This is a genomic window from Streptomyces sp. NPDC012510 (assembly GCF_042955065.1).
Taxonomy (GTDB): Bacteria; Actinomycetota; Actinomycetes; order Streptomycetales; family Streptomycetaceae; genus Streptomyces.
The window spans coordinates 1-17888 of record NZ_JBIBEN010000009.1 but is presented as its reverse complement, the minus strand read 5'-3'; the positions used below and the strand labels follow the sequence as shown (position 1 = coordinate 17888).

At 68.4% G+C, this 17888-nt stretch carries 15 protein-coding genes and 4 pseudogenes; 10 read left to right on the top strand and 9 right to left on the bottom strand.

Features of this window, described 5'->3' with window-relative positions; genetic code table 11:
• The first annotated feature begins 27 nt into the window (after window positions 1–27).
• From ACFY9I_RS18345 to glpK, 4 genes are all read left to right on the top strand, one after another.
• Complete coding sequence (locus ACFY9I_RS18345; protein WP_391002755.1) at window positions 28–993, top strand: fumarylacetoacetate hydrolase family protein; 966 nt, start codon at window positions 28–30, stop codon at window positions 991–993.
• A 108-nt stretch (window positions 994–1101) separates the two neighbouring features.
• On the top strand, window positions 1102–1881 hold the full coding sequence (locus ACFY9I_RS18340; RefSeq protein WP_391003182.1) for a hypothetical protein: 780 nt from the start codon (window positions 1102–1104) through the stop codon (window positions 1879–1881).
• A gap of 351 nt (window positions 1882–2232) precedes the next feature.
• Window positions 2233–3123 carry an MIP family channel protein gene (locus tag ACFY9I_RS18335; protein WP_391002753.1) on the top strand — a complete coding sequence of 297 codons (891 nt, stop codon included), beginning with the start codon at window positions 2233–2235 and terminating at the stop codon, window positions 3121–3123.
• 214 nt (window positions 3124–3337) lie between these two features.
• Window positions 3338–4855: a glycerol kinase GlpK gene (glpK, locus tag ACFY9I_RS18330; protein WP_391002751.1), complete on the top strand. Its 1518-nt coding sequence runs from the start codon at window positions 3338–3340 to the stop codon at window positions 4853–4855.
• Window positions 4856–5046: 191 nt separating this feature from the next.
• Here glpK and ACFY9I_RS18325 read toward each other — a convergent pair whose 3' ends face one another.
• A complete protein-coding gene (locus ACFY9I_RS18325; RefSeq protein WP_391002749.1) occupies window positions 5047–5238 on the bottom strand; it encodes a hypothetical protein in 192 nt (63 codons plus the stop codon).
• Window positions 5239–5396: 158 nt separating this feature from the next.
• On the opposite strand from ACFY9I_RS18325, the gene ACFY9I_RS18320 reads away from it, so the two are divergent.
• On the top strand, window positions 5397–6530 hold the full coding sequence (locus ACFY9I_RS18320; RefSeq protein WP_391002747.1) for an alcohol dehydrogenase catalytic domain-containing protein: 1134 nt from the start codon (window positions 5397–5399) through the stop codon (window positions 6528–6530).
• A gap of 175 nt (window positions 6531–6705) precedes the next feature.
• On the opposite strand, the pseudogene ACFY9I_RS18315 reads toward ACFY9I_RS18320, so the two are convergent.
• From ACFY9I_RS18315 to ACFY9I_RS18305, 3 genes and pseudogenes are all read right to left on the bottom strand, one after another.
• A pseudogene (locus ACFY9I_RS18315) lies at window positions 6706–7032 on the bottom strand (DUF488 family protein); the annotation flags it as partial.
• Window positions 7033–7233: 201 nt separating this feature from the next.
• A pseudogene (locus tag ACFY9I_RS18310) lies at window positions 7234–7362 on the bottom strand (universal stress protein); the annotation flags it as partial.
• Between the two features lie 196 nt (window positions 7363–7558).
• Entirely contained in the window at window positions 7559–8593 is a 1035-nt protein-coding gene (locus tag ACFY9I_RS18305; RefSeq protein ID WP_391002745.1) for a substrate-binding domain-containing protein, read from the bottom strand.
• A 180-nt stretch (window positions 8594–8773) separates the two neighbouring features.
• Between ACFY9I_RS18305 and ACFY9I_RS18300 the strand changes: the two genes are divergently transcribed.
• The 4 genes and pseudogenes from ACFY9I_RS18300 (at window position 8774) to ACFY9I_RS18285 (ending at window position 12847) form a co-directional block, all read left to right on the top strand.
• Complete coding sequence (locus ACFY9I_RS18300; RefSeq protein WP_391002743.1) at window positions 8774–9556, top strand: TIM barrel protein; 783 nt, start codon at window positions 8774–8776, stop codon at window positions 9554–9556.
• Between the two features lie 120 nt (window positions 9557–9676).
• Window positions 9677–10695 (top strand): annotated as a pseudogene (locus tag ACFY9I_RS18295) (sugar ABC transporter substrate-binding protein).
• A 95-nt stretch (window positions 10696–10790) separates the two neighbouring features.
• Complete coding sequence (locus ACFY9I_RS18290) at window positions 10791–11810, top strand: Gfo/Idh/MocA family oxidoreductase (protein WP_391002741.1); 1020 nt, start codon at window positions 10791–10793, stop codon at window positions 11808–11810.
• Between the two features lie 74 nt (window positions 11811–11884).
• Window positions 11885–12847, top strand: a complete 963-nt coding sequence (locus ACFY9I_RS18285; protein ID WP_391002739.1) for a TIM barrel protein — start codon at window positions 11885–11887, stop codon at window positions 12845–12847.
• A 113-nt stretch (window positions 12848–12960) separates the two neighbouring features.
• Here ACFY9I_RS18285 and ACFY9I_RS18280 read toward each other — a convergent pair.
• From ACFY9I_RS18280 to ACFY9I_RS18260, 5 genes and pseudogenes are all read right to left on the bottom strand, one after another.
• Window positions 12961–13412 (bottom strand): annotated as a pseudogene (locus ACFY9I_RS18280) (dihydrofolate reductase family protein); the annotation flags it as partial.
• A 256-nt stretch (window positions 13413–13668) separates the two neighbouring features.
• Complete coding sequence (gene purU / locus ACFY9I_RS18275; RefSeq protein ID WP_391002737.1) at window positions 13669–14613, bottom strand: formyltetrahydrofolate deformylase; 945 nt, start codon at window positions 14611–14613, stop codon at window positions 13669–13671.
• 62 nt (window positions 14614–14675) lie between these two features.
• Window positions 14676–14909, bottom strand: coding sequence for a hypothetical protein (locus ACFY9I_RS18270; protein ID WP_391002735.1), 234 nt, complete (start codon window positions 14907–14909; stop codon window positions 14676–14678).
• A 336-nt stretch (window positions 14910–15245) separates the two neighbouring features.
• Window positions 15246–15476: a hypothetical protein gene (locus ACFY9I_RS18265; RefSeq protein ID WP_391002733.1), complete on the bottom strand. Its 231-nt coding sequence runs from the start codon at window positions 15474–15476 to the stop codon at window positions 15246–15248.
• Window positions 15477–16302: 826 nt separating this feature from the next.
• Window positions 16303–17271 (bottom strand): alpha/beta hydrolase fold domain-containing protein, encoded by a 969-nt coding sequence (locus ACFY9I_RS18260; protein WP_391002731.1) that lies wholly within the window; start codon window positions 17269–17271, stop codon window positions 16303–16305.
• Window positions 17272–17736: 465 nt separating this feature from the next.
• On the opposite strand from ACFY9I_RS18260, the gene ACFY9I_RS18255 reads away from it, so the two are divergent.
• Window positions 17737–17888: HTH domain-containing protein (locus ACFY9I_RS18255; protein WP_391003180.1), on the top strand; the 152-nt coding region annotated here is incomplete at its 3' end.

Sequence of the window (17888 nt, the reverse complement as noted above, 5' to 3'; positions counted from 1 at the left end):
CAACCCTCCCAGCTCCCTAGGAATGCCATGCGTTTCGCCACGTACGAGCAGCACGGCCGCAGCCGTCTCGCCACCGTCGAGGACGACGGCACCCTCTGCCCCTGCCCCGGCGCGGGAACGCTTCTCGACCTGATCCAGGCCGGTCCCGAGGCACTGCGCGAGGCGGGCAACGCAAGCCTGGACGTGCCGCGCGGCCCGCACGTCTCCCAGGTGCGACTGCTGCCGCCGCTTCAACCGCCGTCCGTACGCGACTTCATCACGTTCGAGGAGCACGTCGAGGGCGTACGGCGAAACATCGACGGAATCTCGGGCGCCCCGGACGCCTGGTACGACGCGCCCACCTTCTACTTCACCAACCCCTACGCGGTCATCGGCGCTCACGAGGACGTCCCCGTGCCGCCCGGCAGCCAGGCAATGGACTTCGAACTCGAAGTCGCCGCGGTCATCGGCCGCGAAGGTCGGGACCTCACCCCCGAGCAGGCCCGCGACCACATCATCGGCTACACCGTCTACAACGACTGGTCAGCACGCGACCTCCAGTCCCGCGAGATGCAGGTCAGCCTCGGCCCCTGCAAGGGCAAGGACACCGCCACCACCCTCGGCCCCTACCTCGTCACCGCGGACGAGCTGGAGCCCTACCGCGACAGCGACGGCTTCCTGCGCCTGGCGCTGACCGCCGAGATCAACGGCGAGGTCGTCGGCAAGGACCTGCTGTCCAACATGAGCTGGACCTTCGAGGACATGACCGCCTACGCCTCCCGCGGCACCTGGGTCCGCCCCGGCGACGTACTCGGCTCCGGCACCTGCGGCAACGGCGGCTGCCTCGCCGAACTCTGGGGCGTGCGCGGCCGCCAGGACCCGCCGCCGCTCAAGCCCGGCGACACCGTCACCCTCACCGTCGAGGGCATCGGCACCGTCTCCAACACCGTGGTACCCGGTGCCGAACCGGTGGCCGTCCCTCGCGCCCGTACGCGCCCGCGAACGCGCCCGTGAACCGCACGGCGTAGAGCAGGCCGGCCGCCAAGGTCGTCGTCACCGGGACCGCGCGAGGCAGGGCACGGGGGAGGCTCCGGCCCGGGCGGGAGCGACCGTGGCGGCCACCTGCTCGGCGTCAATGCCGTCCTGGCCGAGTCGTTCGAGCGTATCCACCGCTCCAACCTGATCGGGATGGGCGTCCTGCCGCTGCAGTTCGGCCCCGGCGACAACGCCCGCGCCCTGGGCCTGACCGGTGAGGAGACCTACACCGCCCACGGGCTGGCCGAACTGCCCCGCGAGGTCACCGTCGAAGCGACAGGTGCAGGCGACCACCACGCTGTTCACCGCACGCGTGCGCCTGGACAGCCTGCACTGCGCCACACGCGCACTGGAGGAGGCGGGCTCGACATCGGCCCCTGCGAGTCGGAGGCGTGCTGCGCCCGCGAGGTGCCCATCGCCAAGAACAAAGGCTCGTCGAAGCGGCAGGTGAACTGCTCGATCAGCCCCGCTCCGTTTGCCCTCGATCGTGCGGGTGCTCAATGTGAGGGCGGTGGGCTGGTGAGAGGAGTGACCATGACAGCCCTGGCGGCTTCGCGATCCGTGGCCGGTGCCTGTCTGGCGGCGGCTGCCCTTGCCGTGGCCCGGGCCGGATGCGGTGGCGACGATGACTTCTGCCTGCCTGACTGGATACGCCAGGCCGGCGGAAAGAAGCACCGTGGCGCCGGCCTGCTGTCCGCGGAGGGAATCGGCGGAAGCACCGCACCCGACGTCGTCACGATCCGCACCGAGTACCCCTACCAGACCCTCAAAGCGGCCCCCCAAGGACGCCCAGCTCGCGGCGTTCTCCCTCTGGATCGCCTACGTTTGTTCAGCCAGTCAATTGACGAGAACCCGCTGGCGGCTTGAAAAGCAGCTCCAATTCATCGAGTACGCGATCAAAGAGTTCAGGTGTTTCTGGCAGTCGGCTCATACGGGGCTGGCCAGCGGAGGGGGACGGATCGCTTGGCCGTCTTGATGAGCCGGCCGGACCTCATACGGCGGCCAAGGGGGTAGCCGTGCGAGCCGCCCCGAACTCTCTGTATGTGGCCTGTCCGGCGACTGCTGCACGGCTGTCAGGAAATGCCGCGGCTCCGTGGATTGCTCCAAAGAGGGGAAAATCACGGATGCCACCGGCACGTTCATCCCGATGCGCTTCCCATCGCCGACGTTTCGGGTAGGCACTGGACAGTTCTGTTGCATCCGAGTCAAGGAGAGTCGATGGCTGAGCGCACTGTTCGTCGGCGGCGCGGTTATCGAGAAGGGCTCGGCGGTGAGATGGTTGCCGAGTTCCTGGGAACGTTCGTCCTGCTTCTGTTGGGTATCGGATCGGTGGCTGTCGCAGTCGTCGGTCTGCCGGGATCAGGTCGGCAAGCCGTCGACTTCGGGCCCGCCAACTGGCTCATCATCGCGTGGGGATGGGGCCTCGCCGTTGTTTTCGGCGTGTATGTGGCAGGAGGCGTCAGCGGCGCCCATCTCAATCCCGCGGTGACCCTTGGCTTCGCAGTTCGACGGGATTTCCCCTGGCGGAAGGTCCTGCCCTACTGGCTGGCGCAGGTTTTGGGCGCCTTCGTCGGCGCCGCGCTCGTCTACGCGACCTACAGGTGGGCCATCGACGCGGCCATCACAAAGTCAGGTGTCCCGAGAGACGAATCGTTGGCGACATACTCGATCTTCGCCACATTCCCCGCCGAATACTTCGGAGACTCGTGGTGGGGTCCCCTGCTCGACCAGATCGTGGGGACCGGAATCCTGCTTCTGTTGATCTGCGCTCTCATCGACACCCGCAATACGGCTCCACTGGCTAACCTCCATCCGTTCATCATCGGACTGGTGGTCGTCGCGATCGGCTTGACCTTCGGCACCAACGCCGGCTATGCGATCAACCCCGCACGAGACTTCGGCCCCCGCTTGTTCACCTACTTCGAAGGCTGGGGCTCTCTTGCCCTCCCCGGTACGTTCGAGTGGTTCAGTGGCTACTGGTGGATCCCGATCGTGGGACCGCTCATCGGCGGAGTCGTCGGTGTCGGCGTGTACGACCTGCTCATTACGCCACTGATCAAGGCCCGGAGCGGGGAGCCCGAAGAAGGTCCCGCCACCGAGCAGCCCTAGAACACAGCAGCAGGCTCCGTCCGGCGCCCGGCAGCGGCGGCATATGCCGCAGGGGCAACGCCGACGCGCCGCTCCGCGCCTCGGCTTCCGGACGGCCATCCAGCAGACGTACACGCCATGCCCAATTGCGTTCGGGACGGGCGACAGCAAGCACCGCCCGCCCTGAAATGCACCCAAAGCTCAACCACACAGACCATGGAAAGAGGCGACAGCGATGCCTGAATTCGTCGGCGCGGTGGACCAGGGGACCACCAGCACCCGCTTCATGATCTTCGATCACGCAGGCAACGAGGTGGCCAAGCACCAACTCGAGCACCATCAGATCCTGCCGCAGTCCGGTTGGGTCGAGCACGACCCGGTGGAGATCTGGGAGCGCACCAACACGGTGATTCAGAACGCCCTGCGAAGCGGAGGGCTCTCCGCCACCGACCTCGATTCGATCGGCATCACCAACCAGCGCGAGACGACCGTCGTCTGGGACCCCCGCACCGGCCGCCCCTACTACAACGCCATCGTCTGGCAGGACACACGCACCGACAGTATCGCCGCAGCCCTCGAACGCGACGGCCATGGCGAGACCATCCGCCACAAGGCAGGCCTGCCACCGGCCACTTACTTCTCCGCAGGCAAGATCAAGTGGCTGTTGGAGAACGTGGACGGACTACGCGAGGCCGCCGAAGCGGGCCACGCTCTCTTCGGCAACACGGACGCCTGGGTGCTGTGGAACCTCACCGGCGGCCCCAACGGCGGAGTGCACGCCACCGACGTCACCAACGCCAGCCGCACCATGCTGATGAACCTGGAAACCCTGGACTGGGACGACGAACTCCTGGGAATCTTCGACATCCCACGCGCGATGCTGCCGTCCATCCACCCCTCGTCCGATCCTGAGGCGTTCGGCCGGGCCCGCACGTCCCGGCCGTTGAACGCCGCCGTCCCGATCGCCGGTGTCCTCGGCGACCAACACGCGGCGACCGTCGGTCAGGTCTGCTTCTCCCCCGGCGAAGCCAAGAACACCTACGGCACCGGCAACTTCCTGGTCCTCAACACCGGCACGGAACTGGTGCGTTCGCAGCACGGTCTACTGACCACAGTGGCCTACCAGTTCGCCGGCAGCCCCGCCGTCTACGCGCTGGAGGGGTCCATCGCCGTCACCGGCGCAGCCGTGCAATGGCTGCGTGACCAGCTCAAGGTGATCAGGACCGCCGCGGAGAGCGAACAACTGGCCCGCTCGGTGGACGACAACGGCGGCATGTACTTCGTCCCGGCTTTCTCCGGCCTGTTCGCCCCGTACTGGCGCTCCGACGCCCGTGGCGCCATGGTCGGCCTTGCCCGCTACAACACCAATGCGCACATCGCCCGGGCCACACTGGAAGCCATCTGCTACCAGAGCCGCGACGTGGTCGACGCCATGGAGCAGGACTCCGGCGTGCACTTGGACGTCCTCAAGGTTGACGGCGGTGTGACCGCGAACGATCTGTGCATGCAGATCCAGGCGGACGTCCTGGGCGTGCCCGTCAGTCGGCCGGTGGTCGCTGAAACAACTGCGCTGGGCGCCGCCTACGCGGCCGGCCTCGCCACCGGCTTCTGGCGCGATACCGACGAACTACGCTCACACTGGCAGGAGTCGAAGCGCTGGAGCCCGGCGTGGAGCGAGGAGCAACGCCAGGACGGCTACGAGGGTTGGAGACGTGCCGTGGAACGCACCCTGGACTGGGTCAAGGTCACCTGACGACCGGCGCCCGCCTGCTTTGGGCATCCTCTGCCACAGACAAGGAGCAGCACCTCATCGACTTCGCGCCGGACCGCCTCGAAGCTATGGAAACGACCACCTGTTGCCATCGCCGATCCAGGAACGCGAAATGTGCATCCCGGGTCCGACACGGTGCGCCTCGCCGGCCAGGGGCTTGGGCGGCGCAGAGGTCATTGGTCGGCAATGTCCTCGCGGAGGCCGTCGGAGAATTCCCACCACGACAGTGGAAGCCAGTCACCGTTGACAAATGCATCGACAGTCGCCCCTCGACCACGGACAGTGACGGTCGTTCCTGGCGGATAGATGGTGCCGGACAGACCTGGCACGGGGACGAGCAGGGTTCCCAGTCGTTGCGCTGGCACTTCTCGCCTCCTTTCCCCTTCTCACTGCGGCACGGAGCAGTCCGAGATTACTGACTTGCCCGTTCGAGTAGGCCGGAGAAGCATGAGAGATGGGTCACGCGGCGAAATCGGGTGGGAGCGTGGCCGGACAGGTACATCATCGAGCGGAGGTGACTGTCGTGAAGGCCGTCGTTTACAAGGGGCCGTTCACCGTTGCGGTCGAAGATGTTGAAAAGCCCAGCATCCAGCATCCAAACGATGTGATCGTACGGGTCAGCTCCACCGCGATATGTGGCTCTGATCTGCACATGTATGAGGGTCGCACCTCTGCCGAGCCGGGTATCGTCTTCGGCCACGAGAACATGGGAATCATCGAGGAACTGGGCCAGGGCGTGACCACGCTCAAGGAAGGCGACCGTGTGGTCATGCCCTTCAATGTCGCCTGCGGGTTCTGTACGAACTGCGTCGAGGGATTCACGGGATACTGCACCACCGTCAATCCCGGTTTCGCGGGCGGCGCTTACGGCTATGTAGCCATGGGACCGTGGAAGGGCGGCCAGGCGGAATACCTGCGCGTTCCCTACGCTGACTTCAACTGCCTGAAGCTGCCTCAGGGAGATCAGCACGAGAGCGACTTCATTCTGCTCGCCGACATCTTTCCCACTGGCTACCACGGTTGTGAACTCGCACAGGTCCGCCCTGGCGAGAGCGTCGCGGTGTACGGGGCAGGGCCGGTAGGGCTCATGGCCGCCTACTCGGCCCTGCTGCGCGGTGCGAGGAAGGTGTTCGTCGTGGACCGGGTCCCCGAGCGGCTGCAGAAGGCCGAGGAGATCGGAGCGGTTCCGATCAACTTCGCGGATGGAGACCCGGTCGAGCAGATCAAGGAGCAGACCGAGGGCCTGGGCACGGACAAGGGCGTGGACGCCGTCGGCTACCAGGCGATGTCGCACGGCACCGGTCAGGAAGAGCCGGCAACCGTTCTGAACTCGCTCGTCGGCACCGTCAGGCCTACCGGAGCGCTGGGCGTGCCCGGGCTCTATGTCCCGGCCGACCCAGGGGGCCCGGACGAGCAAGCCAAACAAGGCATGCTTCTCGTTTCGATCGGCAAGCTCTTCGAGAAGGGCCTGCGGATGGGTACGGGTCAGTGCAATGTGAAGCGCTACAACCGGCACCTGAGAGACATGATCATCGAGGGCAGGGCGAAGCCGAGCTTCGTCGTCTCCCACGAACTGCCGCTGGACCAGGCATCGTCGGCCTACGACAAGTTCGACAAACGGATCGAGGGCTTCACGAAGGTGATACTGCACCCCTAGCCCAACGGATCAGGGGCGGGCGGAGCGTCTCGTACCTGACCGTTCACCGGCGCCGATCTGCCATGTGAATCCAGCCCGCGGGTGGCTGCTGGGGCACGGAAGAACTGCCCTCTGTCGGCGGTTACTTCCCTGGCGTCGGCGCTGTCGAAGCGCGCGCGGTGGCCCAGGTCAGCCGTCATTGGAGCGCCGAGCCGGCGTCGTCGTACACGAGAAGGCGGTCATTGCGAAGGCGCACGCCTGGCGTCGGGTGGTGCCCTGTGAGGCGTCCACCGTGCATGAGGTGGTGGACGGGCATTCCGCGGGACAGAACGGCGAAGTCGGCGATCAGGCGCCGGTGGCACCGCCACCACACCGCTTCGCTGCGCATCACCGCGGCGCGTTCCTGACCCGCTTGGTGGGTGAGGGCGTCCATGGCGGTGACGAACTCCGAACTGCGGGTGTGAGCGGCGTAGCCGCGGAAGGACGCGTCGCGCCAGACCGTGTCGAGCGAGTCCGGTGCCGGTGAAACGAGAGGCGTAGGCCCGACTGTTGGCGAGGTACTGCTCGGTGACGGACATCCTCTGCTGCCTTTCCCGGTGATCTTGGGGCGGATGGGCCGATGTCCGGCTGAGCACACCCACACGAACGGCGAGGAAGGCCGATCCGGTACCGGCCCACGGCTGGCGCCGCGACAGCCTGCGCGGGAACCACTTCCCTGTTCACGTCAGCGGTTGTCGGCGGAGGTGCGGACCACAGCCACCGGACAGTGCGCATGGTGCAGCATGGCCTGGCTCACCGAGCCCAGCAGGAGTCCGGTGAAGCCGCCGCGCCCTCGTGCACCGACCACCAGCAGTGGGCCGTGCTGCCGGCACCGATCAGCGCCTTCGGTGACCGGTGATCTCCCCGCAAAGATCACCGTGATGAGCTGCGCGAGCAACCCAACGGCCCATCACACCAGCACTGTTGACCTGTACGAATCACGATGAAACTTCCTCATGGGGTCGCGGTGGAACTTCGACCAGATCGGGCCGGGACTGGAGCAGCTCGGGTCAGGTGCGGCAAGGTGCCCTGGTGGTGCTTCGTATGACGAGGTGTGGTGTGACGACGACTTCTCGTTCGTCGTCCGTCGCCCCACCCTCCACCCTGGCGACGACCCGGCTCACGGCCCGGCGCGCCAGCTGGCGGGCTTCTTGCCCGACCGTGGTGAGTTGGACGTGGGCGAGGCGGGCGAGGTGGCTGTCGTCGAAGCCGACGACCGAGATCTCGTCGGGCACCGGGATCTGTGCACGCAGGAAGGTGTCGAGGACGCCGATGGCGCAGTGGTCGTTGAAGGCGAGGACGGCGGTGGGGCGGAAGGAGTCGGTGACGAGTGTCCGGGCGGCTGCCGCGCCGTGGTCCTCGGTCAGCCCGCCCGGCACGAGGCGGACGCGGTTGGTAAGGCCATGGTGCTTCATGGCCGACTTGTAGCCGCGGCGCCGGTCGGCCGCGCCCGGCGCCCTGCCCCCGTCGATGTGGACGATGTCGCGGTGGCCCAGTGCCACGAGGTGGTCGACCGCCTGGCGGGCCCCCTCGTCGTCGGCCGCGCGGACGACGTCGACGCCCTCGGCGAGCGGACGCAGCCGGCGGGCCACGGAGACGACGGGAAGCTGCGCCGCGAGTTCCGCCAACCGGGCCGCCGGGGCATGGGGGCTGAGCAGGATCAGCGCCTCGCAGCGGTCGGCGAGCAGCGTCTCCACCGCCTCCTGTTCGCTGCGGCTCGCGGCGACGGCGCTGAGCGCGATCTGATAGCCGGCCGCCCCCGCCGCCGCGTAGAGCGCCTCAACCATGTCGACGTGGAAGGGCTGTCTCAGGTCGAACTGCACTCCCACCAGGTACGAGCGGCTGCTGCGCAAAAGGCGGGCCCTGCTGTCCGGCCGGTAGCCGATCTCCTGCGCGGCCCGCAGCACCCGCTCGCTACTTGCCGCGCTGGGCCCCTTGGCACCGCGCATGACCATGGAAGCAAGCGGCACGGAGACACCTGCCCGCGCCGCGAGGTCGCTGAGCGTCGGCCGCTTTCCGTCCGGGACGGCAGAGCGCGATGGCACCGTCGGCCTTCCTGATCGAGGGTCTTCTCCGAGTGATCGTAGACCGAGCCAAGCAGGACACGCACTGGTCAACGTTGTTACAACGTTATAAATCAAATGTCCGCACAAACCCTTGACAGGTGACCCGGCGCCTGGCGTACTGCTCCTGTTCTCTTAGAACGTTATAAGTCTGGAGCTGCGATGTACACGTTGGCGGTCTGTGCCGAGATGGTCTACCGCGACCTGCCGGCCGAGGAGCGGGCCCGGCGCATCCACGAGTCCGGCTTCCAGGTGGAGATCTGGGACTGGACCCGGCACGACCTGAACGCACTGGCCCGGACCCCCGCCGAGTTCTCCTCGATGACCGGCTACATTCGCGGCACTTTGACCGACCCGGATGGCGCAGCCGAACTCCTGCGCACAGCCGAGGAATCGATCAAGGCCGCCGAGCATCTCGGCTGCCCCCGGCTCAACCTGCACGGCACCGGCCTGGACGGCGAGGGCCTGCCCGTGGTCCCGGTGACCGGCGAGGCCACCGGCGAGATGTGGATCACCGCCCACCGCACGCTTACCCGCCTGGCCGAACTGGGTGAGAGCGCGGGCGTCACCTTCACCTTGGAGAACCTCAACACCGCCGTCGACCACCCCGGCGTCCCGTTCGCGCGGGCCGACGACACCCTCGCCTTGGTTGCGGCAGTTGATCGGCCCGGTCTGCGGATGAATCTGGACCTGTACCACGCCCAGATCGGCGAGGGAAACCTCATCGAGTTGATCCGCCGCGCGCACGGCGTCGGCCTGATCGGAGAGATCCAGGTCGCCGACGTGCCCGGCCGCTGCGAACCCGGCACCGGAGAGATCAACTATCCGGCCGTCGCCCGCGCCCTTACCGACCTCGGCTACGACGGCACGGTCGCCCTGGAGGCATGGCCCTCCGGCGACAGCCACACCGCCATGGAGCGGTTCCGCGCCGCGTTCACTCTCTGATCCCCACCCCGAGCCGCACAGCCGGCCACACAGTAGCTCCCCGTCCGACCCGCAACGGGATGTGTGGCGTCCCGCCGGTGGATCTCCCCTTCCCGCAAGTCAGCACAGTGAGGTGCCGAAATGAACCGCTCGCTTCCCTCCCGCTCCCGCAGATTCACCATCCTGGTGGCCATGGCCGCCAGTACGGTCCTGGCACTCGCCGGCTGCTCCAGCAACTCGGGCGGCAAGAAGTCGGAAGAGGGCGCCGGTGGCGTCTCTGGCGGCAAGGCCACCACGCCCCGCATGACCATCGCGATGATCACCCACGCCGTCCCCGGTGACACGTTCTGGGACACCATCCGCAAGGGCGCCCAGGCCGCAGCCGCGAAGGACAACATCAAGCTGATCTACTCCTCCGACCCGAACGGAGGCAACCAGGCCAACCTGGTGCAGAACGCGATCGACCAGAAGGTCGACGGCATCGCCGTCACCCTCGCCAAGCCCGACGCCATGAAGGACACCGTGGCCAAGGCTGTGCAGGCCGGTATACCCGTGGTCGGCTTCAACTCCGGTGTGGACGACTGGAAGAAGCAGGGCCTGCTCGAGTACTTCGGCCAGGACGAGACCGTCGCGGGCGAGGCGGTCGGCAAGAAGATAGTTCCCTCGGTGCCAAGAAGGTCGCCTGTGTCATTCAGGAACAGGGCCAGGTCGCCCTCGAGGCACGCTGCGCCGGCGTGAAGAAGGGCTTCTCGGGCACGACGGAAAACCTGTTCGTCAACGGCGCCGACATGCCGTCCGTGAAGTCGACCATCACCGCCAAGCTCAAGCAGGACCCCTCCATCGACTACGTCGTCACCCTCGCCGCCCCGGTCGCGCTGACCGCCACGCAGGGCGTGTCCGACAGCGGCAGCAAGGCCAAGGTCGCCACCTTCGACCTCAACAAGGAACTCGTGAAGGCGATCCAGGGCGGCAGCATCGAGTTCGCCGTCGACCAGCAGCCTTATCTGCAGGGCTACCTGGCGGTCGACTCCCTCTGGCTCTACAAGAACAACGGCAACTACAGCGGCGGTGGCGTGGCGCCCGTGCTGACCGGCCCGGCCTTCGTCGACAAGTCCAATGTCGCCGCCGTCGCCACGTTCGCGGCCAAGGGAACACGGTGACGCGTACGACCCGGGTCACGGCCGGACCCGTGTGGGTTCGGCCGGCCCTCTGCTGACCGTCACCGCCATCGCCGACCCTCAAGTCAAGGAACCACATGACCTACCGCACCTCCCTCGGAGTCGCCGTGATCGGCGCCGGCCGCATGGGAGCCGACCACGTACGCCGGATCAGCGAGGTGACCAGCGGCGCCCATGCGGCCGCCGTCGTCGACGTCGACATCGATCGCGCCAAGACGGTCGCCGCCGACGTCGAAGGATGCGCGGCCTACGGCGACGTCGCCGAAGCGATGGCCTCACCCGACGTTGACGCGGTGCTGCTGGCCTCCCCGGGCGTCGCCCACGAGGCGGCACTGCTCACCGCGTTCGAGCACGACCTGCCCGTCCTGTGCGAGAAGCCCCTCACCCCCGACGCCGCCTCCGCCCTGCGCGTGCTGGAGGCCGAGCAGCGGCTCGGGCGCCGCCGGGTGCAGGTGGGCTTCATGCGCCGTTACGACCACGAGTACATCAAGCTCAAAGCGCTGCTGGACAGCGGGGAACTGGGCCGGCCGCTGATGCTGCACAACCGGCACCGCAACCCGTCCTGTCCGCCGGACTTCACCAGCGCCATGCTCATCAACGACTCCGTGACCCACGAGATGGACATCACCCGCTGGCTGCTCGGCCAGGAGATCACGTCCGTCACGGTGCTGCGGCCGCGGCCCTCCGGCAACGCGCCCGAAGGACTGGCCGATCCGCAGTTCGTCGTCTTCGAAACCGACGGCGGCGCCCTGGTCGACGTCGAGATCTACGTCAACGCCCGCTACGGCTACCAGGTCCAGGCCGAGGCGGTGTGCGAACACGGCACCGCCCGCATCGGAGACCGGCAAGACATGCTCGTCAGCACCGGCGGACGCTGGGGCGGCACGGTCACCCCCGGCTTCGTCGAGCGGTTCGAGGAAGCGTACGACCGCGAGGTCCAGGCATGGGTCGACGCCACCCGGCGCGGCGAGGTCACCGGCCCCAGCGCCTGGGACGGCTACGCCGTGGCCGCGGTCTGCGAGGCGGGCATCCGCGCCCAGACCGAGGGCCGCCGCGTCGAGGTGGAACTCGCCGACCGCCCAGCCCTCTACATCTGACCCCTACCGCCAGCACACCGAACCAGCGGGGAACGCCCCCTCCCCGCCCGACCACACCGCAGACGGGACGCACCATGAAAATCGGTCTGAACACCGACAGCGTCGGACAGCTCACGCTCGACGAGACCCTGGACCTGGCTGCCGAACTCGGTCTGGACCATGTGGAGTTCGCCACCGGCGCCTGGTCCACCGCCCCGCACATCGACATCGACCGGCTTCTCGACAGCGACGGCGCGCGCCGCGAACTGCTGGCCAAGGTCGCCGACCGAGGGCTCACGATCAGCGCCCTCACCTGCTCAGGCAACCCCCTGCACCCCGGGCCCAGCGGCCGCGAGCACGACCAGGTCGCGCGCAGGACGATCGCTCTCGCCCCGCTCCTCGGCGTCGACCGCGTGGTGATGATGTCCGGGCTGCCGGGCGGGCCGGGCGACGCCAACCCCAACTGGATCACGGTCTCCTGGCCGCCGGAGACCACACAGATCCTCGACTGGCAATGGAGCGAGGTCGTACTCCCGTACTGGCGAGACCTCGTCGCCCACTCCCGTGACCAGGGCGTACCCAAGCTCGCTCTGGAGATGCACGCCCACCAGGCGGTCTACAACGTCCCCACCCTCCTGCGCCTGCGCGAGGAGGTCGGGCCCGTGGTCGGTGCCAACTTCGACCCCAGCCACCTGATGTGGATGGGTGCGGACCCGCTGGTCGCCATCGAGACCCTGGGCGAGGCGATCTACCACGTGCACGCCAAGGACACCCGGCTGGAACCCTCCCGCCAGGCCCTGACCAGCAGGCTGGAGACCCTCCCGGTCATGGCCGCCAAGGACCGCTCCTGGAACTACGTCACCCTCGGCTACGGCCACGACGACGCGTTCTGGCGCGCTTTCTGCCTCGCCCTGCGCCGAGCCGGCTACGACGACGTCCTGAGCATCGAGCACGAGGACGTTCTTGTGGCCCCCGTCGAGGGCGTCACCAAAACCGTCGACCTCCTAGGTCGCGTCATCCTGCGCGAACCCAGCTCCTACAAGCCCCAGGAGATCTGAGCCGTCCGAAGCCGCAGGGACACGAGGTCCGCGCTGCTGGGCCCACCAGCCCGAGGCCGACCGGGACGAGCGGGACGACCGGGACGACCGGCTGGCCAATCAGGTGTTGCTGCTCAGCGCCTCGTCTCGTACCTGGTCAAGATGACGCGGCCGGGAAACGTCCGCGTCTCCACCAGGTTCAGGTTCACCCAGTTGTCCAGCGCGGTGAAGAACGGCGTGCCACCGCCCACCAGGACCGGCGCGGTGGGCAGCACGTACTCGTCAATCAGCCCGGCCCGCGTGGCCGCCCCGGCGAGCGTCGCGCCGCCGAAGTCCATCGGGCCGCCGTCCTCGGCCTTGAGCCGGGCGATCTCGGCGACCGCGTCGCCGGTGACCAGGCGGGTGTTCCAGTCGACCTTGTCGATCGTCGAGGAGAACACCACCTTCGACATGTCCCGCCAGCGGCGCGTGAACTCGATCTCCGCCGGGTGGCGTTGGGCTGCTGGTCACCGGTCGGCCAGTGGGGGCTCATCGTCTGCCACAGCTTGCGCCCGTACAGCGACAGGTCGGTCGCCTGCAACTGGTCGGACCTCCGCTCCGCCTTCGACAGCAGCCCGAGCAGATAGACGCGGGCACTCGCCCTCGGTTCAACTCTGCCGAAACGTCCCGCGATCCGGGCCATGGCCTGGTCGGACATCGCTCGCCAGCGGGCGGGGTCTACGCTATGGCCAGCGGCCACCGCACGATCTTCGTTTGTCCACACACCAACCGATGATCACGCGGTGGCCGTACCCGTTCCCGGCCGGGTACGGCCGCAAGATCGCGAAACCAGACTGGAGTAATCAGAAGACGATGGTGGAGTTGCCGTGGACGGCGAGCCGGTCCTCCAGGTGGGCGCGCACGGCGCGCGAGAGAACGGCGCGCTCGACATCGGCGCCAAGGCGTACGAGGTCGGCGGTGGTGTGCCGGTGGTCGACCCGGACGACGTCCTGGTCGATGATCGGGCCCTCGTCCAGGTCGGCGGTGACGTAGTGGGCGGTCGCACCGACCAGCTTCACGCCGCGGTCCTTGGCCTTCTGGTACGGGCCGGCCCCGATGAAGGCGGGCAGGAAGCTGTGGTGGATGTTGATCAGCGGACAGCCGACCGCTTCGAGGAAGGAGGGCGTGATGATCTGCATGTACCGCGCCAGCACGACGAGGTCGACGTTGCCGCGCAGCAGGTCGAGGATGCGGCTCTCGGCCTCGGCTCGGTTGTCCCGGGTGGCGGGGACGTGGATGTAAGGCACCCCGAAGGGCCGGACCTCGTCGGCGAGGTCGGGGTGGTTGGAGACGACCATGACCACATTCATGTCCAGTTGGCCGCGACGGTGACGCCAGAGCAGGTCGAGTACGCAGTGGTCGGTCTTGGACACCATGATGGCCACCCGTTTGGGCCGGGTGGCCTCGGTGAGGCGGTGAGTCATGCCCCAGTGCTGAGCGACGCCGGTTTCGAATGCACGGTCCAATTCGTCCCGGGCCGCGGACAGGCCGGGCAGGTGGAACCCGGTGCGCTGGAAGAAGGTGCCGCCGACCGCAGTTGTCGAGAACTGGTCCAGGCTCGTGATGTTCGCACCGGCCTCGGCGAGGAACGTGCTCACTGCCGAGACCACGCCCGGCCGGTCGGGGCACTGGATCAGCAGACGCCCGTGGTCGGCTCGGTCCTCGGGGATCCCGCCCTCACGCGAAGTGCTCCCCGTGGACGTGGTGGGCGCGGACGTGGTGGGCGCGGACGCGGTGGGCGCGGACATGGCGACTCCGGTTTCATGGGCGGGGTGGTTACGCGCCGGCGCGGTGCTGGTCGCGGCGCCGGTCATGTCAGGTCCGAGAGAAGAAGCCGGCGCCACGCCTCGGTCGGCGCGAGATCGTTGAAGGTGAAGACGTGGAACCCGGCGACGGCGTCGGCCTCCCCGAGATGGGGCGCGAGCCCCGAGAGCAAGGCGTCCGGCCGATAGCCGCCGGGGAGGAAGAAGCGCCGGAGCAGGGTCTGCTGCTTCTTCAGGAACTTCGCCGACTCCCCGAGGCCCAGTCCGCCGGCGACGCGCAACAGCTTCTGCCGGTGGACGGCAGCGGGGAGGCCGACGTGGACCGGCAGGCTGATGTCGTAGGCGCGAACCCGGTGGATCCACGCTGCGTGGCGGGATTGGTCCGCAGCATCGCCGGCGCGCCCCCGCTGCGGTCGATGCGCTGCTGCAGGGTCTCGAGGTGTGGTTGGTCGGTCACGGGGTGCCTCCTGGGTGGGTGGTGGTCGGCGGGGCGCCGGGGTCGCTGCGACGAGATGTCGGGCCGTGCGTCGCGCTGGAGCGCGCGGAGAGGGCACCGCCCGGGCCTCATATGCTCGGGGCGAGCCCGATGACGGGTCGCCGGCCGCCGAGGTCCTCGTTCACGCAACGGTTGCGCTGAGGGCTCGGGCGGGGCTGCGGGCGCACCTGCTCGCTGGCGCCGGAACACCGAAAAGCCGCATCCCGTGCTCGGCGCGGGCGGCCGTCGGGGCGGCCCAGAGCCGGCACCGGCAGTAGTCGATCGTGACCAGCTGGCTGCGGTCGAAGGCCAGGTCGCGCAGAGCCTCGCCGGGGGCTTCCTCTTCGACCAGCACCGAGATCGGACCCTGCATGTGAAAGAGGAACGTCTCCGCCGAGGCGACTACGTCCTCGACGGCCCGGTCCCCGTTGCCAAGCTGCCAAGCGTCCGGCCGGTGCCGCCTCCTTGGCAGGCGTAGCTGTCGCCCCCGGTCCGGTTGGGAGGCACAGGGGCGCCATCGAATACCACCATCGTCGTCTTCTCCTGGGGCGGTTGCCGTCCGGCTCTCGGCCGGTCGACAGGAGGTGGGGTGGGTCTGCGGCGACGAGCCGGGCTTTCAGTGCCTCTCGTCCCGCCGACATCGTTGATGTTGATAGTGACAACAGCCGCACCGATGCGGAATGGTCGAACTGGTATGCCACCAATCCACAGCACGGATGGCGCGCGACCGACCTCCTCCTGCTGGGTCGCCGACCGGACCACCACGCACTGGACCGGGTCCCAGCCTCGGTCCATGTGCGCCCACGAGGCGCTGGTGCGCCGCGAGGCGCGGTGAACGGCGAGGCGCGGTGAACGGCGAGGTCGCCGGGCTCAGCCAACCCGCGACGAGTGCGGCGCGGGCCCGGGTGCGGCGGCGGGTTCGGTGAGGCCTGCTCGTCCGCGTCGGCCACGCCTACGCGCTCACGCCGTTCGCCGCCACGCTGCTGGTCTGGCTGGAAACCGCCACTCGGTCGCTCGATCAACTCGGGCCGGCCTGCTCTTCCTTGCTCGTCAAGGAGCAGGTGCCACCCTGCCCTTCGTCACCACCTGCAGTGGGCACGCCCCGCTCCACTACACGCCCCGGCGCGAGATGCGCCGACTCGGCATCGCCCCCTTTCATCGACGTCACCCGCGAAACTTCCTCACCGTGCCATCGGCTGCTACCGCGTCGAGCGCGCGCGCAGTCCTCGCCGGAGGCCGTCCAGCACGTCGGAGACCATCGCCTGGCTGATGGCCGTGCCCGGGAGCCCCACGGAGCCGTGGAACGTCCCCGGGTAGAGGTGGAGCTCCGTGGTGACCCCCGCCTGTACCAACCGCTGCGCGTAGCTCATCCCTTCGTCCCGCAGGGGGTCGAACTCGCAGACGTAGACGAACGCCGGCGGCAGTCCCGAGAGGTCCGCGGCCCGGGCCGGGGCCGCATAGGCGGGGACGTCGGGGCCTCCGCGGCGGCCCTCGCCGCCCAGGTAGTGGCTCCAGCAGATCTCGGCGATGGGGCGGTTCCACACCGGGGTGTCGGTGAAGGCCCGCATCGACGGTGTCTCCAGCCGGTCGTCCAGCATCGGAACACCCAGGTACTGCATGCGGAGCGCCGGACCGCCGCGGGCCCGGGTCAGCAGGGCCACTGCCGTGGCGAGCCCGCCGCCCGCGCTGTCGCCGCCGATGGCCAGCCGGGCCGGGTCGATGCCCAGCTCCGCCGCGTGCCCGGCCGCCCAGACCAGTGCGGCGTAGGAATCCTCCAGTCCGGCGGGGAAGGGATGCTCGGGTGCGAGCCGGTAGTCCACCGAGACCACCACCGCGCCGACCTGGTCGGCGATCCGCAGCAGGTCGGAGTGGCAGAAGTCCGGACTGCCGAGCACATAGCCGCCGCCGTGCAGGTACACCAGGCCGGGCAGGCCACTGCCCGCCGCTTCGGCGCCGACCGGGGTGTAGATCCGGACCGGGACCTGTGATGCGCCCTCGGGCCCCGGAACAAGAGCGGAGCGGACGTCGACCGGCCGGGCCGGCTCGTACACGGGCAGGTTCGCCGTCATCACCTTCTCGGCCGCACGGGCGGCGGCGATGTCGGTGAACGGCAGATCGTTGATCATCGGGACCCAGGGGGCCAGCTCGGGATCGAAAGCGTAGGACATGGTGCTCTGCTCCTCGGAAGGATCTCGCTCGCGCGATCTTCGTGACGGCAGACAGCATTCCGCGCCATACGTGCCAGCCAGCGTCAGGATTAACGCGGTAGTTGCAAAAAGACGGCCGGTCGCATTTCCGTCCCGAGTGTCAGGACGGCCGCGTGGAGCAGAGTGCGGTGACGTCGTCGGCCGGGGGTTCGGTGATCACGCGACCGTCGGCGTCGGCCGCAGTAGCCGCCGATGGCCCGGGAATTGCCCGCGGCTTTCGGGACGTACGACGGCCGACCCGGAGAGCCGGCCGGTGGCGGCGAAGGCGGCCCAGCGCGCCGACGAGGGTGTCGCGGGCGGTGAGGAGAGGAGAGGAGTGCGTCTGCCTTGGCATGAGCGCGCCTGTCCAGGGTGCGAGGTCAGTGGGGTGGCAGTGAGCGTTCCTCCCATCCGTGACACCCGGCGTCAGGATTTACGCTCACTTTCGTGAAAGCCGACCGCCTGCTGTCCATCCTGCTGCTCCTGCAGACGCGCGAACGGATTTCCCACGTCGAACTCGCCGAGCACCTGGAGGTCTCCGTCCGCACCGTCTACCGCGATGTCGAAGCGCTGTCCGCCGCCGGGGTCCCGGTGTGGAC

Bases quoted from the DNA above. Each gene is read 5' to 3' on its own strand.
- ACFY9I_RS18345 (WP_391002755.1), top strand. From the start codon at position 28: ATGCGTTTCGCCACGTACGAGCAGCACGGCCGCAGCCGTCTCGCCACC.
- ACFY9I_RS18335 (WP_391002753.1), top strand. From the start codon at position 2,233: ATGGCTGAGCGCACTGTTCGTCGGCGGCGCGGTTATCGAGAAGGGCTC.
- glpK (WP_391002751.1), top strand. From the start codon at position 3,338: ATGCCTGAATTCGTCGGCGCGGTGGACCAGGGGACCACCAGCACCCGC.
- ACFY9I_RS18300 (WP_391002743.1), top strand. From the start codon at position 8,774: ATGTACACGTTGGCGGTCTGTGCCGAGATGGTCTACCGCGACCTGCCG.
- ACFY9I_RS18290 (WP_391002741.1), top strand. From the start codon at position 10,791: ATGACCTACCGCACCTCCCTCGGAGTCGCCGTGATCGGCGCCGGCCGC.
- ACFY9I_RS18285 (WP_391002739.1), top strand. From the start codon at position 11,885: ATGAAAATCGGTCTGAACACCGACAGCGTCGGACAGCTCACGCTCGAC.
- purU (WP_391002737.1), bottom strand. From the start codon at position 14,613: ATGTCCGCGCCCACCGCGTCCGCGCCCACCACGTCCGCGCCCACCACG.
- ACFY9I_RS18265 (WP_391002733.1), bottom strand. From the start codon at position 15,476: ATGCAGGGTCCGATCTCGGTGCTGGTCGAAGAGGAAGCCCCCGGCGAG.
- ACFY9I_RS18260 (WP_391002731.1), bottom strand. From the start codon at position 17,271: ATGTCCTACGCTTTCGATCCCGAGCTGGCCCCCTGGGTCCCGATGATC.